This window comes from Streptomyces sp. NPDC014734 (assembly GCF_043083325.1).
Lineage (GTDB): Bacteria > Actinomycetota > Actinomycetes > Streptomycetales > Streptomycetaceae > Streptomyces.
Window position 1 is genome coordinate 49,622 of the sequence record NZ_JBIBYN010000031.1, and the last position, 25,473, is coordinate 75,094.

At 69.2% G+C, this 25,473-nt stretch carries 20 protein-coding genes and 5 pseudogenes; 11 read left to right on the forward strand and 14 right to left on the reverse strand.

Features of this window, described 5'->3' with window-relative positions; translation table 11 throughout:
* Positions 1–182 precede the first annotated feature (182 nt).
* The 7 genes from ACF1CT_RS33410 (at position 183) to ACF1CT_RS33440 (ending at position 7,169) form a co-directional block, all read left to right on the forward strand.
* Complete coding sequence (locus ACF1CT_RS33410) at positions 183–1,100, forward strand: ribokinase (RefSeq protein ID WP_391787767.1); 918 nt, start codon at positions 183–185, stop codon at positions 1,098–1,100.
* The gene (locus tag ACF1CT_RS33415; RefSeq protein WP_391787768.1) at positions 1,097–2,134 is read left to right on the forward strand and encodes an ABC transporter permease; all 1,038 of its coding nucleotides are present in this window, start codon (positions 1,097–1,099) and stop codon (positions 2,132–2,134) included. The genes ACF1CT_RS33410 and ACF1CT_RS33415 overlap by 4 nt, the downstream gene beginning before the upstream one ends.
* Before the next feature lie 220 nt (positions 2,135–2,354).
* Positions 2,355–3,386 (forward strand): sugar ABC transporter substrate-binding protein, encoded by a 1,032-nt coding sequence (locus tag ACF1CT_RS33420; protein WP_391787769.1) that lies wholly within the window; start codon positions 2,355–2,357, stop codon positions 3,384–3,386.
* A complete protein-coding gene (locus ACF1CT_RS33425) occupies positions 3,386–4,954 on the forward strand; it encodes a sugar ABC transporter ATP-binding protein (protein ID WP_391787770.1) in 1,569 nt (522 codons plus the stop codon). Before ACF1CT_RS33420 ends, ACF1CT_RS33425 begins: the two co-directional genes overlap by 1 nt.
* A gap of 55 nt (positions 4,955–5,009) precedes the next feature.
* Entirely contained in the window at positions 5,010–5,465 is a 456-nt protein-coding gene (gene rbsD / locus ACF1CT_RS33430) for a D-ribose pyranase (RefSeq protein ID WP_391787771.1), read from the forward strand.
* A 120-nt stretch (positions 5,466–5,585) separates the two neighbouring features.
* Positions 5,586–6,299 carry a deoxyribose-phosphate aldolase gene (gene deoC, locus ACF1CT_RS33435; protein WP_391787772.1) on the forward strand — a complete coding sequence of 238 codons (714 nt, stop codon included), beginning with the start codon at positions 5,586–5,588 and terminating at the stop codon, positions 6,297–6,299.
* Between the two features lie 111 nt (positions 6,300–6,410).
* Positions 6,411–7,169 carry a GntR family transcriptional regulator gene (locus ACF1CT_RS33440; RefSeq protein WP_391787773.1) on the forward strand — a complete coding sequence of 253 codons (759 nt, stop codon included), beginning with the start codon at positions 6,411–6,413 and terminating at the stop codon, positions 7,167–7,169.
* Positions 7,170–7,720: 551 nt separating this feature from the next.
* Here ACF1CT_RS33440 and ACF1CT_RS33445 read toward each other — a convergent pair.
* From ACF1CT_RS33445 to ACF1CT_RS33470, 6 genes and pseudogenes are all read right to left on the reverse strand, one after another.
* Positions 7,721–8,689 (reverse strand): annotated as a pseudogene (locus ACF1CT_RS33445) (2-oxo acid dehydrogenase subunit E2); the annotation flags it as partial.
* An 18-nt stretch (positions 8,690–8,707) separates the two neighbouring features.
* On the reverse strand, positions 8,708–11,362 hold the full coding sequence (aceE, locus tag ACF1CT_RS33450; RefSeq protein WP_391787774.1) for a pyruvate dehydrogenase (acetyl-transferring), homodimeric type: 2,655 nt from the start codon (positions 11,360–11,362) through the stop codon (positions 8,708–8,710).
* A gap of 216 nt (positions 11,363–11,578) precedes the next feature.
* Positions 11,579–12,343, reverse strand: coding sequence for a DsbA family protein (locus ACF1CT_RS33455; protein ID WP_391787775.1), 765 nt, complete (start codon positions 12,341–12,343; stop codon positions 11,579–11,581).
* Positions 12,343–13,029: a GntR family transcriptional regulator gene (locus ACF1CT_RS33460; RefSeq protein WP_391787776.1), complete on the reverse strand. Its 687-nt coding sequence runs from the start codon at positions 13,027–13,029 to the stop codon at positions 12,343–12,345. Before ACF1CT_RS33460 ends, ACF1CT_RS33455 begins: the two co-directional genes overlap by 1 nt.
* A gap of 38 nt (positions 13,030–13,067) precedes the next feature.
* Entirely contained in the window at positions 13,068–13,949 is an 882-nt protein-coding gene (locus ACF1CT_RS33465; RefSeq protein WP_391787777.1) for a hypothetical protein, read from the reverse strand.
* The gene (locus ACF1CT_RS33470; protein ID WP_391787778.1) at positions 13,946–14,419 is read right to left on the reverse strand and encodes a transposase; all 474 of its coding nucleotides are present in this window, start codon (positions 14,417–14,419) and stop codon (positions 13,946–13,948) included. Before ACF1CT_RS33470 ends, ACF1CT_RS33465 begins: the two co-directional genes overlap by 4 nt.
* Positions 14,420–15,121: 702 nt before the next feature.
* Between ACF1CT_RS33470 and ACF1CT_RS33475 the strand changes: the two are divergent.
* Positions 15,122–15,413: pseudogene (locus ACF1CT_RS33475) on the forward strand (Tn3 family transposase); the annotation flags it as partial.
* 286 nt (positions 15,414–15,699) lie between these two features.
* Here the strand turns inward: ACF1CT_RS33475 and ACF1CT_RS33480 are convergent.
* From ACF1CT_RS33480 to ACF1CT_RS33490, 3 genes are all read right to left on the reverse strand, one after another.
* On the reverse strand, positions 15,700–15,891 hold the full coding sequence (locus ACF1CT_RS33480) for a hypothetical protein (protein ID WP_391787779.1): 192 nt from the start codon (positions 15,889–15,891) through the stop codon (positions 15,700–15,702).
* A 314-nt stretch (positions 15,892–16,205) separates the two neighbouring features.
* Positions 16,206–16,547 (reverse strand): hypothetical protein, encoded by a 342-nt coding sequence (locus ACF1CT_RS33485; RefSeq protein ID WP_391787780.1) that lies wholly within the window; start codon positions 16,545–16,547, stop codon positions 16,206–16,208.
* An 18-nt stretch (positions 16,548–16,565) separates the two neighbouring features.
* On the reverse strand, positions 16,566–16,865 hold the full coding sequence (locus ACF1CT_RS33490) for a hypothetical protein (protein WP_391787781.1): 300 nt from the start codon (positions 16,863–16,865) through the stop codon (positions 16,566–16,568).
* A 216-nt stretch (positions 16,866–17,081) separates the two neighbouring features.
* On the opposite strand from ACF1CT_RS33490, the gene ACF1CT_RS33495 reads away from it, so the two are divergent.
* Positions 17,082–17,270 carry a hypothetical protein gene (locus ACF1CT_RS33495; RefSeq protein WP_391787782.1) on the forward strand — a complete coding sequence of 63 codons (189 nt, stop codon included), beginning with the start codon at positions 17,082–17,084 and terminating at the stop codon, positions 17,268–17,270.
* Positions 17,271–17,360: 90 nt separating this feature from the next.
* On the opposite strand, the gene ACF1CT_RS33500 is transcribed toward ACF1CT_RS33495, so the two are convergent.
* From ACF1CT_RS33500 to ACF1CT_RS33510, 3 genes are all read right to left on the reverse strand, one after another.
* Positions 17,361–17,909, reverse strand: a complete 549-nt coding sequence (locus ACF1CT_RS33500; RefSeq protein WP_391787783.1) for a TetR/AcrR family transcriptional regulator — start codon at positions 17,907–17,909, stop codon at positions 17,361–17,363.
* A 103-nt stretch (positions 17,910–18,012) separates the two neighbouring features.
* Complete coding sequence (locus tag ACF1CT_RS33505; protein WP_391787784.1) at positions 18,013–19,689, reverse strand: alpha-amylase family glycosyl hydrolase; 1,677 nt, start codon at positions 19,687–19,689, stop codon at positions 18,013–18,015.
* Entirely contained in the window at positions 19,686–21,122 is a 1,437-nt protein-coding gene (locus ACF1CT_RS33510; protein WP_391787785.1) for an MFS transporter, read from the reverse strand. The genes ACF1CT_RS33505 and ACF1CT_RS33510 overlap by 4 nt, the downstream gene beginning before the upstream one ends.
* 1,026 nt (positions 21,123–22,148) lie before the next feature.
* On the opposite strand from ACF1CT_RS33510, the pseudogene ACF1CT_RS33515 reads away from it, so the two are divergent.
* Positions 22,149–22,992, forward strand: a pseudogene (locus ACF1CT_RS33515) (MFS transporter); the annotation flags it as partial.
* Positions 22,993–23,011: 19 nt separating this feature from the next.
* Here ACF1CT_RS33515 and ACF1CT_RS33520 read toward each other — a convergent pair.
* Positions 23,012–23,924: pseudogene (locus ACF1CT_RS33520) on the reverse strand (IS982 family transposase).
* Between the two features lie 63 nt (positions 23,925–23,987).
* The gene (locus ACF1CT_RS33525; RefSeq protein ID WP_391787786.1) at positions 23,988–24,536 is read right to left on the reverse strand and encodes a GNAT family N-acetyltransferase; all 549 of its coding nucleotides are present in this window, start codon (positions 24,534–24,536) and stop codon (positions 23,988–23,990) included.
* A 119-nt stretch (positions 24,537–24,655) separates the two neighbouring features.
* On the opposite strand from ACF1CT_RS33525, the pseudogene ACF1CT_RS33530 reads away from it, so the two are divergent.
* Positions 24,656–25,061: pseudogene (locus tag ACF1CT_RS33530) on the forward strand (MFS transporter); the annotation flags it as partial.
* Positions 25,062–25,473: the final 412 nt, after the last annotated feature.

Here is a 25,473-nt window from a genome sequence, read left to right on the forward strand (position 1 = left end):
CCGAGACGTTCGGCGACGCACCACAGGTAGGGCGGGCGGCCAGTTCCGAGCTGTCGATCCGCCCTTCCGGGGCCCGGGTGCGCTGTCTTCGGCATTCGCCGCGTGCCGACCATTGACTATGGACATCTCTGTACCTACGATCGCGCTTGTCCATGGTTGTCCATATACAAAGTGGTGTGCCGATGAAGATTGCGGTTGTCGGAAGTTACGGAGCCGGCCTCACCATGCGAGTCCCCAAGGCGCCCGCAGCCGGTGAGACCGTCTCGGGTGGCCTCTTCGACTCGGGTGCCGGCGGGAAGGGCAGCAATCAGGCCGTCGGCGCCGCGCGGCTGGGCGCCGAGGTCGCGCTGCTCACCGCCGTCGGCGACGACGAGTTCGGCCGCTCCGCGCGCGAGCTGTGGCGGCGTGAAGGGGTGAGCGCCGAACACGTGGTCACCGCCGGGGCGCCCACCATGGTCGGTTTCATCCTGGTCGAGCCCTCCGGGGAGAACCGCATCGCCATCGCGCCCGGCGCCCTGGACGAACTGGACGCCGACGCCGTCGACGCCTTCCGTGCCGAGATCGCCTGCGCCGACGTCCTCGTCGTCTCCATGGAGATCCCCGAGGAGGCCGTCGTTGCCGCCCTCCGCGCCGGACGCGAAAGCGGCACCCGCACCCTGCTGAACCCGGCTCCCGCCCGCCCGCTGCCCGACGCGTGCTGGCCCCTCATCGACGTGCTCACGCCCAACCAGACGGAGGCCCCCGTGCTCCTCGGCCTCGACGAGGGGCACGGGCTCGGCGACGAGGACCTGGCCCGGGCGCTGCAGGAGCGCACCGGCGGCACCGTCGTCATCACCCGGGGCGGCGAGGGCGCGCTGGTCGCCCAGCACACCGGCGTCACCACGGTGCCCCCGCATCCGGCCCGGACCGTCGTGGACACCACGGGCGCCGGGGACTCCTTCACCGCCGCCTTCGCCGTCGCCCTGGCCGAGGGCCGGCCCGTCGACCGGGCCGTGGAGTTCGCCGCCGTCGCGGGCTCGCACACCGTGTCGATCCCGGGCGTCATTCCCGCCCTGCCCACCAGAGCCCAGCTGAACGCCCTGATTGGAAGTGCCTCGTGACCTCGACCATCACCAAGCCGCCCACCACAGCGGCCCCGTCGTCCGACGCGAGCACCCGGCAGTTCCCGCTCGCGCTGCGCAGACTGCTGCACGCGCGGGAGGCCGGCGTCTTCGCCGCGCTCGTCCTGCTCTTCCTCCTGGGCACCGTGCTCTCGCCGACCTTCGCCCAGTCCGACAACCTCCTCGCGGTGGGCCAGCAGATCGCGCAGATCGGCATCATGGCCGTCGGGGCGACCTTCGTCATCCTCAACGGTGAGATCGACCTCTCGGTCGGTTCCACGTACGCCCTCTCCGCGATCTCCACCGGCATGCTGATATCGGACGGCTGGAGCTGGCCCGCGGCCATGTTCGTCGGCCTCGCGGTCGGAGTCGTCGCCGGACTCTTCAACGGCCTGGCCGTAGTCGTTCTCGGCGTCCCGTCCTTCATCGTCACCCTCGGCACGCTCAGCGTCTTCCGCGGCATCGCCCTGCTCATCTCCGACGGCGCCCCGATCTCGCTGAGCTCCTCCCAGCCCGGCGTCGCCGAGTTCAACCTGCTCGGCCAGGGACGGCTGTTCGGCATCGTGCCCATGCAGTTCGTCTTCTTCGCCGCCGTCGCCGCCCTCGGCGTCGTGCTGCTGGCCCGCTCCCGCTTCGGCTTCAACACCTACGCGGTCGGCGGCAACCAGGAGGCCGCACGGCTCGTCGGCGTCAACGTCAGGCGGGTCAAGCTGACCGCCTTCGTCCTTTCCGGCTTCTGCGCGGGCCTCGCCGGCGTCCTCGGCCTGTCCTTCCTCTCCTACGTGCAGGGCGTGACCGGACAGGGCCTGGAGCTCACCGTCATCTCGGCGGTCATCATCGGCGGCGCCGCCCTCTTCGGCGGCTCCGGAACGATGTGGGGCACCGTCATCGGCGTCGCCTTCATCGGGCTCCTCCAGAACATCCTCAACATCAAGGGCATCTCGTCCTTCTGGCAGACCGTCGTCACCGGCCTCGTCATCGTGACCGCTGTCGCGGCCGACACCTGGCAACGCAAGCGCAAGACCCGCGCCTGACCCGTACCGCCCGACACCCGCCGACCCCGCGCCTCCCGCACGCCCCGCACCCCGCGGACACCCATCCGGAACGCCGTCCCTCCGGCCCCCGCCCCCGTACATCCGGCAGCAGCCCGCACACCGGCACCGCCGGTGGCTCGGACCGCCCCGCCACCGCCGCCCCACCGGCCCTTCCTCCCCCCGCCGCCCGCTGACCCACGGACTCGACGAAGGAGCCCCCATGTCCCCGCGCACCCTCCTCAGAAGCCTCACCGCGGCCACAGCCGCCGCAGCAGCCCTCTCCCTCACCGCCTGTGGTGCCATCACCTCCGCCGACGGCGGCTCCGGCAGCTCCGGCGACGGCTCCTTCAAGCTCGCCTCGTACATCCAGCAGCGGATCGACGACGACAAGCCGATGCGCATCAAGCTCAGCTACCACGACCCGTCCCTCGCCTTCGCCACGCCGATCGGCGCCGGCATGAAGAAGGCCGGCAAGGAAACGGGTGCCGACGTCGCTCTCATCGGCCCCACCGGCGGCGACGCCGCCAAGCAGGTCTCGGAGATCCAGACGCTCATCCAGCAGAAGGCCGTCGACGGCCTCGCCGTCTCCTCCGCCTCCAGCGACGCCCTCAAGCCCGTCATCAGCCAGGCGTACAAGGCGGGCATCCCGATCATCTCCTTCAACACCGACAACCCCGACTCCGAGCAGATGGGATTCGTCGGCCAGGACCTCAAGGGCTCCGGCAAGGCCCAGGCCGAGCAGCTCCGCAAGGACCTCAAGGGCGACGTCAACGGCAAGTCCGTCGTGGTCTTCTCCGTCGACACCGGCGCCGGCTGGTCGCACGACCGCTTTAACGGCTTCAAGGAGGGCCTGGACGGCAGCGGACTGAAGATCGTCGGCCCGGTCAACGTCGGCAACGAGCCCAGCAGCGCCTACAACACCGTCGAGTCCACCATGTCCGGCCAGTCGAACGTGGTCGCCGTCGCCGGCCTCGACTGCTGCTCCACCACGGCCGCCGCCAAGTGGGTGGCCCAGTCCGGCAAGGCCGACGACATCACCATGGGCGGCTTCGACCTGCTCACCCAGACCGCCGAGTACATCAAGCGCGGCGTCCTGAACTTCAGCATCAGCCAGAACCCGGCCGAGCAGGGCTACCAGGCCGTCAAGGTGCTGCACGACTTCCTCACCAACGGCACCGAGATCAAGGGCGTGGACACCGGCGCCCAGTTCGTCACCCGCGACAACCTCGCCGACACGGCCGTGGAGGACTGATGACCCCCGCACTTCACGACGCCTCCCCCGGGGGCCCGGACCGCACCGCGGACCCGGGCACCGGCGGGCCGGCCGTCCAGATCCGAGGCCTCACCCGCAACTTCGGGCCGGTCCGCGCCCTGCGCGACGTCTCCTTCGACGTCCCCGCCGGCGACATCACGGCCCTCCTCGGGGAGAACGGCGCCGGCAAGTCGACCCTGCTCAAGATCCTTGCCGGACTCCAGCCGCCCAGCGAGGGCAGCGTCACCGTGTTCGGTGAGGAGGTCACCTCCTTCGAACCGGCCACCATGCTCAGCCGGCACGGCGTGGCGATCGTCCCCCAGGAACTGTCGCTGCTGCCCGACCGCACCATCGCCGAGAACGTGCTCAGCGGAGTCGAACCGGGCCACCGCTGGTTCCCCTCCCGGCGCCGCATGCTGGAGCGCACCACCGAACTCCTCGCCGAACTCGACCTCCGCCTGGACCCGAACGCCTCCGTCCGCACCCTGGACCTGGCCACCCAGCAGCTCATCGTGGTGGCCCGCTCCATCGCCCGGGGCTGCCGCGTCCTGATCCTGGACGAACCCACGGCGATGCTCACCCCCGCCGAGGCCGACCGCCTGTTCGCCCTCATGGACCAGCTCAAGGCAGCCGGGACGACCATGCTCTACGTCTCCCACCGCATGCCGGAGGTCTTCCGCCTCGCCGACCACATCCAGGTTCTGCGCGACGGCGGCCACGTCGCCTCCTGGCGCAGCGAGGACACCACCCCCGACCAGGCCGTCGCCGCCATGGTCGGCCGCGAACTGGGCCGGCTGACCCGCCGCGCCGACGCCGCCGCCACGCCCACCGCCGAACCGGCCCTCAAGGTCCGCGGGCTGAGCGGCAGGCGCCACCAGGACGTCTCCTTCGACCTGTGCCCCGGGCAGATCCTCGGCGTCGCCGGACTCCCCGACTCCGGCCGCGTCGAACTGCTCCACAACCTCTTCGGCGGGGACTCCGGCACCGGCGGCACCGTCGAACTGCTCGGCGAACCCTACGAACGGCGCAACCCGATCGCCAGCGTCGAACGCCGTCTGGCGTTCGTGCCCGGCGAACGCCGCGCCCAGGGCCTGCTGACCACGATGAGCGTCGGCGAGAACGTCGGTGCCCTCACCACGAAGGCGTTCAGCCGGCTCGGCCTGATCCGCCGCCGCGCCTTCGACGCGGCCGCCACCGAACAGGCCCAGCGGCTGGGGGTCAAGACGGCCACCATGGCCCAGCCCATCACGAGCCTGTCCGGCGGAAACCAGCAGAAGGCCGTCCTCGGCCGCTGGCTCGCCATCAACCCGGGCGTGCTCATTCTCGACGAACCCACCCGCGGTGTGGACATCGGCGCCAAGGCCGAGATCTACGCCCAGCTCACCGCGCTCGCCGACGAGGGCCTGGCGATCCTCTGCTCCTCCTCCGACCTGCCCGAACTGCTCACCCTGACCGACCGCATCGCGGTGATGAGCGAAGGCCGCCTCGTGGCCGTCGTCGACTCCGCCGACGCCACCGAGGAATCCGTGATGACCCTCGCCACCGGAGCGGCACCGGCCGCGGCCTGACCCGACCGCCCCGCAGACCCGCCGGTCCCCGAGACCCCACCCGAAAGGAAACACCATGAAGCGCTCCGGCATCCTCAACGCCGAACTCAGCGGAGTCCTCGCCACTCTCGGCCACACCGACCTGCTGCTCGTCGTCGACGCGGGCTTCCCCGTGCCGCGCGACGCGCACCGCATCGACCTGGCCCTCGCCGAGAACCTGCCCGACCTGCGCACCGTCCTCGGCCTGATCGCCGACGAACTGGTCGTAGAAGGCGTGGTCCGCGCCGAGGACGTCCCGAGCCACAACCCCCGCCTCGACTCCTGGCTGCACGAGCGCTTCACCGGAGCCGAGTTCACCACCCGTCCGCACGCCGAGGTCCTCGGCGACCTCGCCCGCGAGGCCAAGGCCGTGGTGCGCACCGGAGCCTTCGAGCCCTGGGGCAACGTCGGCCTCTACTGCGGCGTCGACGCACCCCGCTGGTTCGGCGGTGAGGGCGTCGTCGTCCCGGAGCAGTACGCCTCCAAGGTCTGAACCGCGCCGGCCCGCACACGGCCGCCGACGCACCGTCAACTCGTGGCGGCAGCACCAGCAGAAGACCCGGTGGCCGATCCGCCGGACTCCTGCCGCCACCCACCCAAGGGAGAACACCCCGTGTCCGAAACCACCGTCAAGCCCAGCGAACTCGACCTCACTCCGGCCGAGTTGGCTCCATTCATCCAGCACACCAAGATCGACCCGGACGCGACGCGCGACGAGATGATCGCCCATGCCCAGGAGGCCGTCACCCACGGCTTCAACGCGGCGATGGTCCCCGCCTCCTGGCTGCCGCTCGTCGTCGCCGAGCTGAAGGGCACCGGCGTCGAGGTGGCCTCCGCCCTGGACTTCCCGGCCGTCGGCGTCATGACCAGCGCCGGGAAGGCCGCCGAGGCCGCCGAGATAGCCCGCCTCGGTGCCGACCAGCTCGACATGGGAGTGCAGGTCGGCTGGCTCAAGAGCGGCCGCTACGATGACTTCCGCGAGGACATCGCGGGCGTTGTGCGCGCCTCCGGCCTGCCCGTCAAGGTCATGCTGGAACTGCCCCTGCTGACCGACGCCGAGAAGGAGGCCGCGGTCGAACTCGCCATGGAGGCGGGCGCGTCCTTCCTGAAGAACGCCAGCAGCGGCCAGATCGAGACGGCGAATCCCACCAGCGTTCGTTACCTTGTTGACCGGGCGCGCGAAGGGGTCCGGGTCAAGGCATCGGGCTCGATCAAGAGCTACAGCCAGGGTCTGGAGCTCCTGCGGGCGGGCGCCTCCCTGCTCGGCACCAGCGCCGGCCTGGCGATCATCACCGACACCGGTGATGCGTCCACGACCAGCTACTGACCGACCGGACACCACCGCCGTACCCCGGCCGCTCGCCGCGGCCGGGGTACGGCTTCCACGCCGGAGCGACACCCGTCCTCCGGTGAGAGCGGAAAAGGAGATGCGACGACTGTGACGGCCGACAAAGGCGGGCTCCCCGGCATCAAACGGGACGTCCCCACGGCGATCCACGTCCAGATCTCGGAGCACATCCGGCTGCGGATCGCCAGTGGCGAGTGGCCGCCGCACTACCGCCTCAAGAGCGAGCCGGAGCTGGCCCAGGAGTTCGGTGTCAGCCGCGGCACGTTGCGCAGGGCTTTGACCACGCTGATCGAGGAGGGCCTGCTGCGCCAGGTCCGGGGCCGGGGCACGTTCGTGACCTCGACGACGATCGAACCCGCCATTGCGCAGAAGCTGAGCACCCTGTCCGAGGACTTCGCCGACCAGGGTGTGGTGACCACGACAACTGTGCGCGAGTGCGCGCTGATCGCGCCGCCCAAGCCGGTCGCCGCCCTGCTGGACGTGGCCCCGAACACCCGTGTCCTGCGCCTGGTGCGGGTGCGGCGCACCGAGCAGGGGCCGGTCGCCCTGCTGTTCAACTTCGTGCGCACCGACCTCGCGCCCGGCATCGAGGAGGTCGACTTCACCTCGGCCAGTCTCTTCGGGGTCCTGGAGGGCACGTACGGCCTGAAGATCGCCACGGCCCGCCGTACCTTCGGCGCGGAGGCGGCCGGTGCCGACGTCGCAGCCTCCCTCGACCTCGCGGAGGGGGCCCCGGTCCAGTACCTCCAGCAGGTCACCTACCTCGCCGACGACCGGCCCGTCGAGTACTCCGACGTCTGGATCCACAGCGGACGCCTCCGCGTGACATCCCTCCTGCTACGCCGCTGAGCGCGGCGGGGGCCACTTGTCCGGCCAGGCACACCGGGCCCCGTCCGTCCCGTCATCCCGGGGAGGGCGGGGCCGCGCCGTCGCCCGGGACCCCCGCCCCGCTCTCCGAGGAGCGCGGTGATGCGTGACGACGCCGAGGGCGACGGATCGCCCGCGGAGGAGCAGGGGCCGGGGCAGTGGCGCGGGTCATGATGAGACGGCCGGCCTCTGGAGTGAGCGGGACGGAGCCTGCCGGGGCAACCGGTCGTGGCAGCTCGGTCTGGTCCGAGCGGACGGGATGGGCTGTCGACCGTGACGCTCGATTGACGCTCTGGGCGCACTCACGCTGCGCGGCGAGCTGAAAAAGCTGCTCTGACCTGTTCTTTTCCGTGCCGCGCTCAGGCCGACGTCCTTCCGATGACGTACCACGTGGAGTGCGTGGCGATCTTGGAGCCGGTGAAGCAATGGCTCTGACCTGCGGTTCTGTGCGTGTGCTTTATGGGCGGTGCGGGCGGTGCGGGCGGTGTGGGTGATGTAGGTGTTACGGGCGGTTGTCCGGCGAGACGGTCGGCACGGTGCTCGTCGGCGCCGTCCACCAGGCGGTGGTCGTAGGAGAGCGTCACGTAGGTCATGTCGCGCACGGCGATTGTGTCGCCGAGCTCCGGGCAGGAGGCGACGACCGGGCGCTCGACCGTGGCGCCGATGCCCCGGATGGCGACATGGTCCGGCGGGATGACGGCCGTGTCGGACAGCACACCGCGCGACCCCGGGCCGGAGATCGTGAAGGTGGCACCGGCCAGGTCGTCCGGGGTGGTCCTGTCCATACGGACCTTGTCGGCCGGCTCGGCGGTCCGCCTGGCGATGCCCGCGAGGTCGAGTTCACCTGCGTCCTTGATGACCGGGGTCATCAGTCCCTTCCCCGAGTCGACGGCGATGCCGACGGACAGCTGGGCCTTCTCGTGCAGGGCCTTGTGCATGTTGCCCGCGATGACCTTGCGGCTGCGCGGCAGCTCGACCGTCCGGCCACGCAGCGGGGAGGCCTTCGGGACGGGGGCCTTCGACGCGGCGGTGGCCGGGGCGACAGCGGCGGGCGCGGCCGTCCTCGCGGCCTCGGCGGCGGCGATGACGTCCTGCTTGCGGATGCGGCCACCGACGCCCGTGCCCTTGTCGGTGGACAGGTCCACGCCGTTCTCCGACGCGAGCTTGCGCACCAGCGGGGGCACGTGGAAGCGGTCGTCCGCGGGGGACACGGCGACCGGAGCGGGGACCGGGGTCGGCGCGGCGGGCGTGGCCGGGGCAGCGACCGGAGCGGCGCCGACGGTACCGATGACAGCGAGCTCGGCGCCGACCTCGGCGGTCTCGTCCCCGGCGACGGCGATTTCGAGAAGAACACGGGTGACGGGTGACGGTATCTCGGTGTCGGCCTTGTCGGTGGAGACCTCAAGCAGCGGCTCGCCCCCGGCGACCTCGTCACCGACGGCCTTCAGCCGGCGCGTGACGATGCCCTCGGTGACCGACTCGCCCAGCGCGGGCAGGGATACAGAGACGGACACGGTGGTTCACTCCTTTCCGGTCAGGCCGTAGCGCTGGGCGGCGGCGCCGGGGACGTCCGGCTTCACGTCGCCGCGGGCGGCGAGCGTGCGCAGGGTGTGCACGACGATGGACTCGGCGTCGACACCGAAGTGGCGGCGGGCGTTGGCGCGGTTGTCGGAGAGGCCGAAGCCGTCGGTGCCCATGGAGGTCCACTGCTGTGGCACCCAGGGAGCGATCTGGTCAGGGACCGCGCGCATCCAGTCGGACACCGCGACGACCGGCCCTGGAGCGTCGGCCAGCGCTTCGGTGACGTACGGAGTGCGGTCCTGGGCCTCGGCTTCCATGGCGTCGCGGCGCAGCAGTGTCCAGGAGGGGGCCGACCACACGTCGGCGGCGACGTGCCAGTCTGCGGCGAGCATCTCCTGGGCCCTCAGGATCCAGTGGATCGCGGTGCCGGAGGCGAGCAGTTGCACGCGCGGAACGCCCGCGGCGGGCGCAGCGGCGGGCCGGTAGCGGTACAGGCCGCGCAGGATGCCCGCCTCGATGCCCTCGGCCTGCGGCATCGGCGGCTGGATCTTGGTCTCGTTGTAGACGGTGAGGTAGTAGAAGACGTCCTCGGGACTCTCGCCGTGCATGCGCCGCAGTCCCTCGCGGACGATCACGCCGACCTCGTAGGCGAAGGCGGGGTCGTAGGGAAGACACGCGGGGTTGGTGGAGGCGATGAGGTGCGAGTGGCCGTCGGCGTGCTGGAGGCCCTCACCGGTCATGGTGGTGCGTCCCGCGGTGGCGCCGACGACGAAGCCGCGGCCCAGCTGGTCGGCGAGCGCCCAGAACTGGTCGGCCGTACGCTGCCAGCCGAACATCGAGTAGAAGATGTAGAAGGGGATCATCGGCTCGCCGTGCGTCGCGTACGACGTCGCGGCGGCGGTGAAGGAGGCGAGTGAACCGGCTTCCGTGATGCCCTCGTTGAGGATCTGACCGCTGGTGGATTCCTTGTAGTAGAGGAGCTGGTCGCGGTCGACGGGCTCGTACGTCTGCCCCTTGGGGGAGTAGATCCCGGCGGACGGGAACAGCGACTCCATGCCGAAGGTGCGGGCTTCGTCGGGGACGACGGGCACCCAGCGGGCGCCGGTCTCCTTCTCCCGCATCAGGTCTTTGACCAGGCGGATGAAGGCCATGGTGGTGGCGATCTCCTGGTTGCCCGACCCCTTCGCGAGCGCGGCGAACGGCTTGTCGGCGGGGGTGGGCAGAGGCCGGGGTACGACCCGTCGGGCCGGCGCGGGGCCGCCGAGCGCGCGGCGACGTTCCTGAAGGTAGGCGACCTCCTCGGAGTCGGCCCCCGGGTGCGCATAGGGCACCAGACCCTCACCCAACCGGGAGTCGGGGATGGGAAGGCCGAGGAGGTCACGCATGACGCGGAACTCCTTGCCGGACAGCTTCTTCATCTGGTGGTTGGCGTTGCGCGATTCGAAGCCGGGTCCCAGCGTCCAGCCCTTGACGGTCTGGACGAGGACGACGGTCGGCGCACCACGGTGGTCGAGCGCGGCCCGATAGGCGGCGTGGACCTTGCGGGGCTCGTGTCCGCCGCGCGAGGTGCCGATGATGCGGGCGAGGTCCTCGTCGCCGTAGGGGCGGGCGAGTCCGGCGAGCGCGCCGGTGAAAAATCGCTCGCGGATGTACGCGCCGTCGCGGGCGGCGAAGGTTTGCAACTGGCCGTCGGGCAGGGCGTCGAGAGCGTTGAGGAGCAGCCCGTCGGAGTCGGTGGCCAGCAGGCCGTCCCACTCCACGCCCCAGGGCACCTTGACCACGTTCCAGCCGGCCGCGCGGAACTGGGCCTCCAGTTCCTGCATGATCTTGAAGTTGCCGCGCACCGGGCCGTCGAGGCGCTGCAGGTTGCAGTTGATGACGAAGGTGAGGTTGTCGAGTTCCTCGCGGGCGGCGAGCGCGAGGGCAGCCGTGGACTCGGGCTCGTCCATCTCGCCGTCGCCGAGGAACGCCCAGACGTGGCTGTGGCTGGTGTCCTTGATTCCGCGGTGATGCAGGTAGCGGTTGAAGCGTGCCTGGTAGATCGCCGAGAGCGGGCCGAGCCCCATGGACACGGTCGGGAACTCCCACAGCCAGGGCAGCCGCCGAGGGTGCGGGTAGGACGGCAGACCGCCGCCACCCGCTTCCATCCGGAAGCGGTCCAGCTCGGCTTCGTTCAGGCGCCCTTCGAGGAAGGCGCGGGCATACACGCCGGGGGAGGCGTGGCCCTGGACGTAGAGCTGATCGCCGCTGCCGTCGGCATCCTTGCCCTTGAAGAAGTGCTGGAAGCCGACCTCGTAGAGCCACGCGGCCGACGCGTAGGTGGCCATGTGCCCGCCCAGGCCGCCGCGTTCGTTGCCACGGGTGACCATGGCAGCGGCGTTCCAGCGGTTCCACGCCGTGATCCGTGCCTCCATCGCCTCGTCGCCGGGATAGGACGGCTCGGCGGAGGTCGGAATCGTGTTGATGTACGGAGTCACGGACTGCGGCGGCAGAGGTACTCCCACCTGGCGCGCGTGGTCGACGATTCGCCGCAGCAGTCGCCCTGTGCGCTGCGGACCGATGGCGCCGACCGCACCGTCCACGGAGGCGAGCCATTCGGCAACTTCCTGGGGATCGGGTTCGGGCAGCTGGTCCAGCTGGTGGTGCAAGGACATGGGATCACCCTTCTGTGACGCGGGCCGACCGGACCCGGACAGGCCTTGGCGGGCGGTTGTGTGGTGAACCGTCCGGCTGTGGTCGACGAACGCTTGTGCTCGATCTTCCGTGATGCGAAAGATCGATTTCTCTCCATGGAAACTACTTGCCGTCCGATCGCGCGTTTCATCGCTGCCGATGGCAATGTTCAATGATCGATCAAATGAATGTATGCGTCACCGATGCTCGGCCAGTTCGTCGGCGGCGCGCAGGATTGTCTCCCATGTGTTCGGATCGTCTCGAGTGATCGTCGGGAAGCCTGTTCCGTAGGCTCCGTGCCAGGTCGCCTCGACGCCGGGGTTGGCCCACTCGCGACCGTCGGACGCGAAGACGTGCGGACTGCACCGGACGCCGTGGCGACGGGCGCATTCGAAGTCGAGCGTCACGAGGCGGCGGGCCCGGCCGTCGTCCAGGCCCGCCGCGACCAGATCTTCACGCACTTCGGGGGTTTCGCGAGCAAGGGCGATGATCTCCGAGCGGGCACCGATGGGCCTGCTGTCGGCCCAGAACGCCCGGCGTATGGCCAGGTCGAGTGCCTCGGCCGCGGCGGGCCCCTGCTCCTGGGCCAGTTGCACCGCCTCCAGGGCGAACAGTGAGGTGGAGGGGAACTTCCAGTCGGGTGAGCGCCACATCTGCCATCCGGCGTTCGGCTCGATATGCGCGATTCCTCCGACCTCGGAGTCGGTACCGCGGCGTGGGCTCGGCCCGTCGTTGAACAGCTCCAGGGGGAAGGCGCGGTGGTTGATACGGATCCGCTCGGTCAGGCCGAGCCGTTCCCGTGTGCTGTGCAGGCGATGCAGGGCGACGTGCGCGAAGGAGCACCAGATGTCCGAGAAGATCGTCAGAGTGCCGGGGGGCGTGGTGGTGCGCGGGTCGGCGAGCCGCGCGACATGGTGCGGCGGTACGTCGTCGGCAGGGTTCTGGCCTTCGGTCGTGGGCATCAAGCACTCCTCGATTCACGCGCATAGTCCATGACGTGCAGTTCCATCAGGCGTCCCAGGTGCGGGTCGCCCCGGCGTAGACCTTCGGCGATCTCTTCGTGATCCTCCGCGTTGTCGTGCAGCTCGGTGCGCAGCCACCGAAGAGAGAGACGGGTCCAGGCCTCCACGCCGAGCCAGTCCCAGTGCCGGATCAGTACGGGGTTTCCGCATGCGTGGACGATGGCGCGGTGGAAGGCCACGCCGTGCAGGGCCTGGCCGTCAATGTCCCCCTCGACGGCCGCGCGGCGCATCGCGAGCAGGTGTCGCTCCAGTGCGGCGACGTCCCCGGCCAACCGGGGGGCGGCCAGCGTGACGGCGCGGCGCTCCAGGGATGCGCGCACAAGGTACACATCCCGGAGCCGATCCAAGGTCAGCTCCCGCACTCGGACACCCTTGTTGGGCGTGGATGCCACGAGCTCCATGGCCTCCAGCTCGCGCAGTGCCTCGCGCACCGGTGCCTGGCTGATGCCCAGTTCGATCGCGATCCGGCGCTCGATGATGCGGTCTCCGGGTTCCCAGCGGCCGGCCACCAGGCCTTCGAGGACGAATGTACGTACACGTTCATGCAGCGGGATTCGCTCCAGTGGGGAGCCCGGCCTGGTCACTCCGGAGGGCGGGGGAGTCGCGGGGCTCGTGGGAGGTGACAACTCGGCTCTCCTCTGTTCGCCATTTGAGCAATGATCGATCATCTATCACCAGAGTACTCGATGAATCGCATACGCGGCCCGGAGGAACAGCCAGCCCCCCGCGATCGGACAACGACATCACGCTCCGCGACGGCTCCCCAGGAGCTGTCCCAGAACCTCCGGCACTGAAGGCGAAGGTCCGTGCCCTGACGGGCAAGACATCGCAGCAGGATCTTGCCACCGTGCTGAAGAGACTCAACGGCAGAGGCCGTAGTGGCCAACCGGCTTGGGCTCAGGACGCGAGGAGAACTCGCTTCCGCAGGAGCGGCAAAGCCGGCGCGTCCATACATCTGTCGCTTCAGCATCTTGATCCGGTTGATGTGGCCCCCGACACCGCGTGAACTCCAGGGCAGGGGCAGCCCGGCGGTGACCGCGGCGAGGTCTCGCTCCAGTCCATCGACGAAAGTGTGGAGACTCGGCAGGTCGTCGGCGCGGACCGCTTCGATCCACTGCGGGAGCCGGTCGCCTCGGAGCTCGGCGATCATCCTCCCGAACGCGCGGACGTGACCGGTGAGCGCGTCCGATCCAGGGCAATACGTGAACACTGACTTCAACTCGAGTCGCGCGTTCTCCGGCAGGGTGTCGGAGTGGACCAGGATCCACCTGGCGACGGTCCGCGGCGAGAGTGGACGGACTGCCGGTGCGGTCGCGATGGTGCGAAACGGCCGGATGTAGGAACGGACGGCTCCGTAGCCGCCACGGTAGCCGCTCGTCTTGATCTCTTCCCAGAGGGTCCAGGCGTTCGTGCAGTCATCGGCCCACCGCTCGTTCAGGTACGGCTTGAAGTCGTCGAGCCTGTTCCTGCGGATTTTCCACTGCCCCGGGAACAGATCTTCCGGGGTGGCGGTGTCCGCCAGCCGCTGGACGGTGCGGTAGGTCATGCCGAGCCGGCGCCGGATCGAGCGCCGGCTGTGGCCGGAGGCCGGCAGCGCACGGACAGTGGTGTGTTTGGCGCGGGTGAGGTCGGCGAAGTGGTGCCCGGTGGGCCATGGCGAGCCGCCGTCCTCCGGTGCCTGAGCCTCTCCCTTCTTCGGAGCAGAATCAGCGGTGGTCGCGGGCAGGCAGGAACGATGGCGGGCAGGCAGGAACGATGGCGGGAGATGCACCGCTCCGCGGCCTCGCCGAGGTTGTGCCAGAGATGGAAACGGCCGACGACCTGAACGGCAGTGGGTGCCCCGATGCCGGCTCCTTCCGCGAAGAACGAGGCACGGTCACGGCAGACGACCTCGATCCCCGGGCGTTCGGCCAGCCGAGCCGCGATCGTGCCCGCCTCGCGATTCGGTAGTAGGTCAACCGGTAGGCGGGTCTCGGCGTCGACCGGGACGGTCCCATGGACATGTCCCTTGCGCATCGCCTGCTCGTCGATGCCGGACCACCCGCGGGGTCCGCGGCTGAGGCTCCGGGAGCGCGTCGACCAGTCGCAGGACCGTGTTCCGGCTGGCCCTCGCCCCGAAGACGTCGGCCAGCCGGGCGCCAGCTCGGCCGGCCACCGCGAGGCCGACCTCGGCCAGCGCCGACCGTATTCGTTCGGTCCGCCGGCTGTGTCGGCGAGTCAGCCCCGTGACTTGCTCGACGAACGTCCGCCGTTCGCATGAGGCGTCCTCACACGTGAACCGCCGGACATGAAGCCGCAGCACCGCCCGCCGTCCTGCTGGGGGAAGATCGGCGGGAAACCGCAGGCAGGAGCCGCGCGCCCGCCCCAACCAGCTCCCGCATCCCGGGCAGCGAGCCTCGGCAGTCCGGGATCTGACACCGACCCGGATCACGTCGCCGTCGTCCTGCACTGACGCCACCCTGATCTCCGGAGCCGACAGGAAGAGCAGCTCGTCCAGCCGGAGCAGTACCTCGCGCACAGCCCAGAGCCATCAGCCCGAACGCCGCCTCCATGACACAGCGGGCCGGACCAAGCCGACCGGTCTCCGTCACGGGGGCATTACGGTGGGACACGAGGGCCTCCTCGGATCGGTGCAGATGTCGCATTCCGCACCGAGCCAGAAGGCCCTCGCCCATGTCAAGAACCCAGCACGCGTGTCACCAACGTGCCGGGACAACGCTGCTGGTGTCGGAGGCGTGCAACATCGGCCTGGCCCCGGTGGTCAACCCCACCCATGAGGTGCTGACCCGGGCCCGGCTCGTGCACGTCGACCAGTACTGCCTGCGCGCCGACACCATCGCCGCAGCGAACACCGCGCTGATCGCCGCCCAGGCCGAGGTGTTCGTCGTGGAGTTCTGGGGCGAGGGCCTGCTCGCCTCCGTGGACGGGACGGGCTGCGGTTCGTCGTCCCCGTCCGTACGATCAGCGTGGCCCCCCGTCGCCCAAGTGCTTCGGATTCAAGCGGGGCATCCCTGCTGCTACCCGTTGGTGAGCGCCATTCCTTCGGATCGTCGATCGAGGCAGGGGGGATGGACGGCAGTGACGGGGCGGATGCCGTTGGGCACGACGAACATGATGTTCCCCATGGTGCAGTCCCCGGCCGCGAGCCTGGAGTCGCTGCACCCAAGATTGTTTCGATGAACGACGCTGAAGTGGGCGCGGCCCGCGCCGGTGTCGCGTTGCTTGCGGGCGGCTTTCCGGCAGTCCGTCTGTCGTTGAACGATGGCGAGCTTAAGCGGCCAGCGCATCATCGCTGTTCAGGAGGCCAGCGTAGACCTCCGCCGGAGTGCGATAGCCATGGATCTCGCGTGGGCGATGGCGTACAGGTCGGCCTGGCTGAACGTGCGGAGGTCCGCGCCCTTGGGCAGGTACTGCCGAAGCAGCCGGTTGGTGTTCTCGTTGCTGCCGCGCTGCCACGGGCTGCGCGGCTTGCAGAGGCAGACCGGCATCCCGGTCGCGCGGCATCCCGGTCTCGGCGGTGATGGCCTGGTGCTCAGCCATCTCTCGGCCCCGGTCCCAGGTGAGTGTTCGTCGTAGCTGGCGCGGGATACCGAGGAGACTCCTGGTGAGGTGTGGAGTGACCTGCTCGGCCTTTACGCCGTCGGGCAGCGCGACGATGGCCGCGCAGCGGCTGGTGCGCTCGACGAGCGTGGCGACGGCCGAGGGCCGGGTGCCCATCACGAGTCGGGTAGCGGGGACGCATTGCTGCGTTCCCGCACCCAGGACCCCCAGGGTGGGGCGGCCTCATGTGCGCGGCAGACGGTCAGGCCGGGACGAGGAGTACGCCGGGAAGATCACCAGCCTCCACGGCCTCCTGGCCGATGGCGATGCCCGTGTAGGCGCCCACGGCAGTGAACACCAGCTCGGGCAGGCGGTCCCCGTACTCTTCGAAGTGCGCGACGGTTTCGGCCTCACTGGCCTCAGGCATCGACGGGAACACCGCGCCCGCGGCGCTGAGAGCGTTATCGAGGGCCGAATCGTGCCCGGTGCCGGTGCCGAAGTCAGCCCGGTACACGCAGGCATCGGGTGCATGGATGATCAGGGCCGGGGGGCTGAACCGGTTGGCGGTCAGGCACAGGACCTCTTCGCCCTCGCGGGGAAGCATCGACTGGGCCTTGCCTTGCTAGCCCGTCGCCCAGGTTGCCATGCCCCAGTCCTCCAGCACATACGTCCACTCACCGCACGTGCCGTACATGGCGCGGTTGAGGTGAGGGGAGGGCCGGCCCGGCTGCCCGGCTGGGGCGTGCAGCTCCCCGCACGGGGTACGCGCGGCCAGCTCGTCGAGGTCGGCGCCCAGGTTGATGAGAAACTCATCCGTCTCCACGCCTCGGGCCAGAGTCAGCGAGATGCCGCCCAGCATGCCGCGCACGGCCGATGAAGGTGTGTGGTGCTGTGAGCCCATCCACGCAATGCCGTCACTCATGCCAGTCAGGCTACGGGGCATGAGGGGCCGTCGCCCCGGCTGCTCGTAGCCGGTCAGGGCGGCGGTACCAGCAGCCCCTCGCCCCGCGCCAGGCCCTCCTCCGCCACCGTCGCGCGCGCAGCTCCCACGATCCCCCAGCGGCTTCGGCGTCGGAAAATCCCGGCCGGGCAAGTGTGTCCGGCACCGGCTCCGAGGCCGCGGCGTCCGATGGAGGGCATGGTTGCTCTGGTGGGCCACCGCGTAGAAGTGCTCCTCGGGGTGCCGGGCGAGGCATACCATCACCACGCGGTCCGGGTGTCCACCCCCGTGCCGGAGCCGGTGGCCAGGCGTCGGGCCGACTGGCTCAACACCAAGTGCACGACTGCCGAGGGAAACTCCCGGACCTCAAAGGCCTGGCTGGCATGACTACCTGCTACGGCTGCGGAGCGCCGGATTGAGGGGATGCGGATGGCCTCGGATCACGCCTCCGTCCGCCAGCGGCTTCACACGTGGAGTTCAGACGGCGTCGAGACCGGCCAGCCGCCGGAGCGCGTGGCGCACCTGATCGACCGTCTGCGGGCGCGTGTCCAAGGTGAGGTGCGTGGACGCGCCCTCGATGTACGTGTTGATCGCGCGGGCTGTTTCCTCATCGAAGTGCGCCCGGAGTGCGGTGAATCCGGCATCGATCATCTCGTGGACCAGCGGACGGAAATCGGACCGGTGAGAGGCGATGGCGTACAGCTCGTACGTGAGATGGTAGATGTTCTGGTCCACGCCGAAGTCGTCGTAGATGAGCGCGATCACCGCATCGATGGCGTCGGCGGGTTTTATGGCGTGCTGGAATCTCTTCTGGACGATGTCGCGGATCCGCTGGGTGAAGCGATGGAATGCCTCGTAGAGGAGTTCGTCCATGCCGTTGAAGTGATACGTCATCGAGCCGAGCGGGACTCCGCTGCGCTTGGCGACCGCTCGGTGGGACGTTCCTGCCACGCCCTGTTCCGCGATGCAGTCGACAGCGGCGTCAATGATGCGGTCCCGACGTCCCGCGTCGACTTGCCTGGCCATCGGTTCCGCCTCCGGACTGCGTGTGGGCTGCGCGTTGTACGGGGACGATCGTACGCGAGCCGGCACGGCGGGCGGCCGCCCTGTCGGGCGGCCACCCGCTGGTCTATTCCGTCAGCCAGACGGCGCAGTCGGTGGGAAGGAAGTCCGTCACGCCGTCCGTGCTCGCCACGAGCACTCGCGCGCTTGCGGGAATCGGCCAGGGTGCGGAACCGAGGTTGAGCACGATCCGGGTGGCTCCCCGGTCGTTGGTGACGTCCAGTGCCACGAGGTCCGGTCCGAGATCGACGAGCGCGAGCGCCCCGTTCCCCAGCTGTCGCTTTCGTCGTACGGCGAGCAGGCTCCGGTAGAGCTCCAGGGTGGAGCCGTTGCGGCCACGTTGCCGGTCCACGGCGTAGTCGCTGAAGTCGGCGGGCTGCGGGAGCCATGAGGCGCCGGTGTCGTTGAAGCCGAACGCCGGGGCGTCCTTCTTCCAGGGGATCGGCACCCGGCATCCGTCGCGGCCGAGGCGATGCCCGCCCCCACGGAGGAAGTCGGGGTCCGTGCGGGCGTCGGCGGGGAGCTCGATCACCTCTCGGAGGCCGAGTTCCTCGCCTTGATACAGATACGAGCTGCCGGGGAGAGCAAGCATGAGAGTCGTCGCCGCCCGCGCCCTGCGCAGCCCGAGTCCGGTGTCCGGCCGGGGCTCGGTGACCTCGAGTATCCACGGTGCCATCGTCGGGTCGGCCCGCACGAGCCGGGTTGCGTGACGAATGACGTCGTGGTTCGAGAGCACCCAGGTCGCCGGCGCGCCGACGGAATCCGCGTTCCGCAATGTGGCTTTGATCTGCGCCCGCAGGGCTTCGGCATCCCAGGTCGCGCGCATGTAGTCGAAGTTGAACGCCTGCTGGAACTCGTCCGGCCGAACGTATAGGGCGAGCCGGTCGTGGGGCGTCACCCAGGCCTCCGCGACCATCGCCCGCTCCCCGGGGTAGCTGTCGAGGATCGCCCGCCACTCCCGGTAGATGTCGTGCACGCCGTCCTGATCGGCGAACGGCACGGCGTTGGTGGGCAGCGCGCCCCTGTTGTAGGCGTCCCAGTCAGCATCGAAATCGGAAAGGCCCGGTGCCTTGACCAGGTGGTGGGCGACGTCGATCCGGAAACCGTCGATGCCCCGGTCCAGCCAGAACCTCAGTGTCCCTGAGAACATCTCCCGCACTTCGGGGTTCTCCCAGTTGAGATCGGGCTGCTTTCGGTCGAAGAGATGCAGGTACCACTGCCCGTCCGCCACCTGAGTCCACGCCGGTCCGCCGAACTCGCTGGGCCAGTTGTTCGGCACCCCCGGGGAATCGACGAACCAATACCGGGCACGTTCGGGAGAACCCGGGCCGGCTGCGAGTGCTGCCTGGAACCAGGGATGCTCGTCACTCGTGTGGTTGGGCACGATGTCGATGATCACCCGGATACCGAGCGCGTGTGCAGTCGCGATCAGATCGTCGGCATCGGCGAGTGTTCCGTACATCGGATCGACGTCGCGGTAGTCGGCTACATCGTATCCGCCGTCCGCTTGGGGAGAAGGATAGAAGGGAGAGATCCAGATCGCGTCAACACCGAGGTCCCGAAGGTAGGCGAGGCGGTGCTTGATGCCGCCGAGATCGCCGTTCCCGTCGCCGTCCGAGTCGGCGAACGAGCGTGGGTACACCTGGTAGATCACTGCGGTGCGCCACCATTCCGCGGTACCGAAGGCGTCATGTACGTGTTCGACGGCGGAATCGGGTATCGCGTGGTGCTTTCGCGGGCTCATGCCTCGCCCTCCGATGCGAGAGAAACGGACTCGGCACGGCGCCTCCGCAGGTCCGCGAGGATCTGCGGGTGCTCCTTGTCGAGGTGGTAGAAGGCCAGTACAGCGGCCATCGCGATGGCGAAGATCAAGGGCAGCCATATGAAGACGAAATCGATCGCGCTGATGGCGGATGCCGGCTGAGTTGCGCCACCGCCCTCTCGGAAGCCGCCGAATCCAAGCATCCAGCCGATGGCGACACCGCCGAGAGCACCGCCGATCTTCTGTCCGATGGTCGCGCCCGCGAAGACGAGCCCCTCGGCGCGAATACCGCTGCGCCACTCTTCGTACTCGATCGTGTCGGCGACCATGCCGAACAGAACCGCGAACATGCTTCCCACACCGACGCCGCCGACCGAGAGGCCGGTGAGGACGACCGGAAGCGACGTGGGGGCCACCGCGATGACCAGCTGCCCCACGACCATCGCGGCGCATCCCAGCAGCGAGATGTTGCGCTTGCCGATCCGCCTCACCAGGGGGATCGCAAGGAACACACCGGCGAATTCGACGATCGTACGGAACGTGAAGAGCATCGTCGCGAGGTTTTCGTCACCGAGCGCGTACTGAGCGTAGTACGGGTAGACCCCGACAAGGCCGTATGCCGACAGCAGCAGAATTCCGAGGAGTGTGAGCTGGAGCCAGTACTTGTTGCGAAGCGGCGACGAGAGACCCTCACGGGTCGTGAACGGGCGGCCCACCGCCGCAACAGGGGTGACCGCGTCGGATGAACCAGCCTCATCCGACGCGAAGGACGAACTGATGCGCTCCCTGCAGAACACGAACACGATGAAGAAGAGGACGACGGCAAGTCCGCCGTACAGCGAGAAAGTCAGTGTCCACGCGCCGGCGCCTCCGCCGAACGCATCGACGAGCGGCATAGTGAGCGCGGCGACGATAAGTGTCCCCACATACGCACCGACCATGCGGAACGTGCTCAACAGGCCGCGCTCCCCGGGATCTTCGGTCATAAGAGCGCTGAGAGCCCCGTAGGGGATGTTCATCGCGGTATAGATGACGACACCCGAGAGCATATAGGTCGCGAATGCGTAGACTATTTTTCCGGTCTCGCCGAGGTCCGGAGCGGAGAACAGAAGTGCCGCACTCACGCCATAAGGAACGGCAAGGAACAGCAGCCACGGCCGGGCCTTTCCGAACCGCGAGCCGAACTTCTCCATCAGGACGCCGACGACGAGGTCCCAGACTCCGTCGAGCAGGCGGGCCACCAGGAACATCGTCCCGACGGTTGCTGCCGGAATTCCGACGACCTCGGTGTAGAAGAACATGAGGTACGTGCCCGTCGCGACATACACGAGGTTGAACGCGAGGTCACCACTCGAGTAGGCGACTTTTTCCGGAAATGGGACACGAGCTGTCGCCGAGCCGCCGATTCTTGACATCACAAACGGTCCCTTCGAGGCTCCGGCAGGTCGCCTCGTTGCTGAGGTGAGGAAAGGCGTGCGTTGCGTGAGCGCACCGCTTCATGGGCGGTGCGCGGAGTCGCTGTCGGCGGCCGCTCACGCCGAGATGATGTACGACCGTACACCATCGATGCGTACGACCGTACACCAAGTGTTCGGCCCGCACTAACCTGGTATTCCGTGAGCCGGTGGGGCTTTCGTTCAGCGCCTCGACCCGGCGGCGGAGGGCTGTCGATCGGCGCCGTGTTGCGGGCATCCGGCAGGAGTGGGTCATGACGTTCTCGACGGTGTTCGAGGGTGATGTGGGCGGATGGCCCGTCGGTCCGGGTGAGCCGACCAAGGCGATCCGCGCGTGTGGTCCGGGATCGACGCCTGTGTGTCGCCCGCAGGGCGGAACTCGGCCTCTGGGATCTGCGTCGGCTGGTCGTGGGCCACTTCACTCGGTCCCGCACCGGAGGCAACGCCACGCACGTCCGCGGAGGTGGTGCCGGTCTCGCGCCGCATGGACGGGTGCCTCGGCCCTCCGAAGCTCGGCGCAGTGCAAAGCGACTCCCCGTGAGCCGGAGTGACGCCGGGACAGGGCTGGTGGGGTCGGGGCCGGGGGCTTCGCCGGACTGGAGGGCGGCGCAGTCTGCGTGAGCGGCCCCGACGGCTTCGGGGTCCGCCTCGCACTTGGCGTGACCGGTGAGTGCCACTTCTTGGGAACGTCCCTGACCGCAGGTCAGGTGCGCCAGGAGCGGGGCCACGTCGTCCGGGACTTCGGGGCCGTCGAAGGGAAGCGGCAGCAAGGCGGTCATGGGGGGCGGGTCGCACGGATCGGACGGGCCGCGGATCTTGCGTCTCGCCTCGGGCGGCCGCCCCCGCTCCGGCCCGGAGCGGGGGAGGATCCAGGTCGGGCTCGTTCCCCACCCCTACCGCATAATAAAAGGATATGCATCCATGTGCAGCTGGATATTAAGGTTGAATTCGCGCATAAGCCTTCGATAGTGCTGCTCTGGAGTCTCCTTGCTCAGCCCCTACCGCGAGATCTTCGCCGCCCCCGGTGTCAAGGGGTTCTCGGTAGCCGGATTCTTTGGCCGGATGCCGCTGTCCATGATGGGCATCGGCATCGTGACCATGGTGTCCCAGATCACCGGGCGCTATGGGCTGGCCGGGGCGCTCTCCGCGACGCTGGCGCTGTCGGCGGGTGTTCGGGCCGCGGATCTCCCGGCTGGTGGACCGGCACGGGCAGCGCCGGGTGCTGCGTCCCGCCACTCTCGTCGCGCTGTCGGCGGTGGCCGGTCTCCTGGTCTGCGCGCAGCAGCGGCTGGCGGACTGGACGCTCTTCGTCTTCGTGGCGGGCGTCGGCTGTGTGCCCAGCGTGGGTTCGATGATCCGGGCCCGCTGGGCGGAGATCTACCGCGGTTCGTCGCACCGGTTGCACACCGCGTACGCGTGGGAGTCGATCGTCGACGAGGTGTGCTTCATCGTCGGGCCGATCGTCTCGATCGGCCTGTCCATGACCTGGTTCCCGGAGGCCGGGCCACTGTTCGCGGCCCTATTCCTGCTGATCGGTGTGGTGTGGCTGACCGCGCAGCACGCCACCGAACCGGTCCCGCATCCGCGCGAGCAGCACACCGGCGGTTCCGCGATGCGCTCACGGGGCCTTCGGGTGCTCGTGGTGACGTTCACGGCGACTGGGGCGATCTTCGGGGGTGTCGACGTGGTGACGGTGGCCTTCGCCGACGAGCAGGGGCACAAGGCGGCGGCGAGTCTGGTTCTGGCCGCGTACGCCCTGGGGTCCTGCCTTGCCGGGGCCGTCTTCGGCCTGTTGCAGTTCAGGGGGAAGGCGTCCACCCCGTGGCTTCTAGATGATCAATTCCAAGGGGTCAGTGATCGTACGAGGTGAGCGAGCGGCGGACGGTTTGTCCGGTGTGGTCGTTGTGCCAGATTGCGGCGGTCAGCGCGAGTAGCGCTGCATGACGCGGGCGATGACACCGCGGGGTGTGCGACCTCGGTGCTGTTCAAGGCTGAGCTGTCCCTTGAAGGTCTCGTTGACCGACTCGATGACCTGCCGGAGCGGCTTGAACAGGGCTCCGCCGGGCCGCTGCCGTTCGCTTTTGCGAGTCGGCCGTAGCAACCGGACGCACTGCTGGGCGAGTTCGCGTTCGAAGTCTCGGCCGAAGTAGTTCTTGTCACCGATCAGTGTCTGTCCGGGCCGGGCAGCCACGAGGTGCGGTTCGGCCGCCAGTAGGTCCAGCAGGGTCTCGCGCTCGTCGGCTTTGGCTCCAGTCAGCGCGAAGGCGACGGGCAGGCCCTGGAGGGTGCACACCAGTGCAGGCGCAGGCCCCAAAAGAACCGGCTGTGGCTGGCGCAGTAGCCGTACTGGGCCCATCCGGCCAGGTCGGAGCGCTTCACGGTCTCCCGGGAACGGCTGCATTCCACGGGCGTGGAGTCCGCGATCCACACGTCGTCGCTCCATATCGAGGTGTTCTTGGCCAGGATCCGGGTGACCTGGCGGAGCAGCTCGGTGGCCTTGCGCAGGCGCTTGTTGTAACCGGATTGCTGCGGCAAGTATGGGAAGAGGTGCCGCAGGTGGGCTCGGGCATGCCGGAGCCACTTGGCTTCGGAGGTGAACCCGAGCACGGCCTGCATCATTGCGAGGGTGACCAGTTCGGCGTCGGTGAGTCGCGGCGTGATGCCCACGGCCGGCCGCCATGGTGCCAGGTCCGGACGGTTCTTCAGCAGGTCGTCGGTTGTCACATAGAGCGCTGTCGCGAGGGTGCCCAGGTTGTTCGTCACACAATGATCTTGGGCGCCCTCGTTGGGGCGTCCGCAGACAGCCCCCGAAGATCATCTACGCCGTCACGCGGGGTTCGCCCATTCCTCGCGGAGCATCCCGAAGAGCACGCTGTCGTAGCGCTTCCCGTCCAGCAGCACGGCCGACCGGCGGCGGCCCTCCTCACGGAAGCCCAACCTGGTGAAGGCGCGCACAGCGCGCTCGTTGCCGCTCCAGGTATCAAGCTCCAGCCGGCTCAGGCAGTACGCACCGAACAGGTGGTTCACGAGCAGCCGCAACGCGTCACTGCCGTGGCCGCGGCCCCAGCACTCCCGCTCGCCGATGGTGACTCCCAGCGTGGCCACACCGGCATACGGGTCCAGGTCCCGGTAATCGGCCATGCCGATCACGCTCCCGCCCGTCAGGTCCTCGATTGTGAACACGGCTGACTCCCTCGGGTTCAGGCGCAGCATGGTGTCGAAGCCGAGACTGATCGCCTCCGCCGTGACCGGGCCGAAACACGGGTCACCGGCCGTGGCCCAGCGCACTACTTCCGGGTCGTTGCGCCACCGAAGATGATGCTCCGCATCTTCGGAGCGCAGCGCACGCAGCCTTACCAGCTTTCCTTCGAACATTGCGCAACTCTAATCGGTCGCAGAACCGCTGAAGCCGACGATGCCCCGCGCGGACACCCTCTCCACGCCTCTCCGTCAATCGGTCCAGGCGGGCGCACTGACCTCTTGGAATTGATCATCTAGGTGTGTGCGCGATGGCCGTGGGCATGATCCCCCTCCAGTTGGCAGGGAGCCTGCCGTTCCTGGCAGTGGCGCTCTTTGTCGCGGGCCTCGCCATCGCACCGACGATGGTCACTACCATGGCCCTCGTCGGTCAGCTCGTACCGCGCTCCGCGCTGGCCGAGGGCATGACCTGGACCGGCACCGGGCTTGCCGTGGGGGGTGGCACTCGGTTCCTCGGCCGCCGGCTGGGTGGTCGACGCGTCCGGGGCAAGCGCGGGGTACGCGGTGCCCGCCGTGGCGGGAGCGCTCGCGGCCGCGGTGGCGTTCCTGGGGTACCGCCGGCTCAGCGGGCCGGCCGCCGTGGGAGGGCATGGGGAAGACGACCGGAACCGGCGCACGGGCCACGACGAACGCGTGGCGTAACTGGGCGCGGAACGTCACTGCACGTCCGGTACGGGCCGTGATCCCCGCCACCGCGCCCGAGCAGGCCGAGGCACTGCGCCGGGCCGCCTGGGACGACCTGCCGATCCGCCCCGGCCTGCTCGCGGCACCCGACGGCCCACCACCCCGTTGGCCAGCACCGCCATCACGTCCAGCGGCGTGCTGTCCATCATCACCAGTTCTCCCGGCCGCGGCACGACCGTCGGCACGAACGGCGCCTATGGCCTCGACGCATGCCGGCGCCGCTGCACCGCCGTACCGAGCACCGGGTCGGCGGTCAGCACATCCCGCACCGGCACCGGTGCGGTCGCGTCGTCGGAAGGCGTGGTCACGCCCCCACCGTAAACAGCCGGGTCCGGGCCCCCTATCGGAGGGTGAGGTCCGGAGCGCCGCT

Excerpts from the sequence above, each read along its gene's own strand:
- ACF1CT_RS33410 (WP_391787767.1), top strand. The coding sequence starts at position 183 with ATGAAGATTGCGGTTGTCGGAAGTTACGGAGCCGGCCTCACCATGCGA.
- ACF1CT_RS33420 (WP_391787769.1), top strand. The coding sequence starts at position 2,355 with ATGTCCCCGCGCACCCTCCTCAGAAGCCTCACCGCGGCCACAGCCGCC.
- ACF1CT_RS33425 (WP_391787770.1), top strand. The coding sequence starts at position 3,386 with ATGACCCCCGCACTTCACGACGCCTCCCCCGGGGGCCCGGACCGCACC.
- rbsD (WP_391787771.1), top strand. The coding sequence starts at position 5,010 with ATGAAGCGCTCCGGCATCCTCAACGCCGAACTCAGCGGAGTCCTCGCC.
- aceE (WP_391787774.1), bottom strand. The coding sequence starts at position 11,362 with ATGTCCTTGCACCACCAGCTGGACCAGCTGCCCGAACCCGATCCCCAG.
- ACF1CT_RS33455 (WP_391787775.1), bottom strand. The coding sequence starts at position 12,343 with ATGCCCACGACCGAAGGCCAGAACCCTGCCGACGACGTACCGCCGCAC.
- ACF1CT_RS33465 (WP_391787777.1), bottom strand. The coding sequence starts at position 13,949 with ATGACCTACCGCACCGTCCAGCGGCTGGCGGACACCGCCACCCCGGAA.
- ACF1CT_RS33470 (WP_391787778.1), bottom strand. The coding sequence starts at position 14,419 with ATGCGCAAGGGACATGTCCATGGGACCGTCCCGGTCGACGCCGAGACC.
- ACF1CT_RS33480 (WP_391787779.1), bottom strand. The coding sequence starts at position 15,891 with ATGCCGGTCTGCCTCTGCAAGCCGCGCAGCCCGTGGCAGCGCGGCAGC.
- ACF1CT_RS33485 (WP_391787780.1), bottom strand. The coding sequence starts at position 16,547 with ATGCTTCCCCGCGAGGGCGAAGAGGTCCTGTGCCTGACCGCCAACCGG.
- ACF1CT_RS33490 (WP_391787781.1), bottom strand. The coding sequence starts at position 16,865 with ATGAGTGACGGCATTGCGTGGATGGGCTCACAGCACCACACACCTTCA.
- ACF1CT_RS33495 (WP_391787782.1), top strand. The coding sequence starts at position 17,082 with ATGGTTGCTCTGGTGGGCCACCGCGTAGAAGTGCTCCTCGGGGTGCCG.
- ACF1CT_RS33500 (WP_391787783.1), bottom strand. The coding sequence starts at position 17,909 with ATGGCCAGGCAAGTCGACGCGGGACGTCGGGACCGCATCATTGACGCC.
- ACF1CT_RS33505 (WP_391787784.1), bottom strand. The coding sequence starts at position 19,689 with ATGAGCCCGCGAAAGCACCACGCGATACCCGATTCCGCCGTCGAACAC.
- ACF1CT_RS33510 (WP_391787785.1), bottom strand. The coding sequence starts at position 21,122 with ATGTCAAGAATCGGCGGCTCGGCGACAGCTCGTGTCCCATTTCCGGAA.
- ACF1CT_RS33525 (WP_391787786.1), bottom strand. The coding sequence starts at position 24,536 with ATGTTCGAAGGAAAGCTGGTAAGGCTGCGTGCGCTGCGCTCCGAAGAT.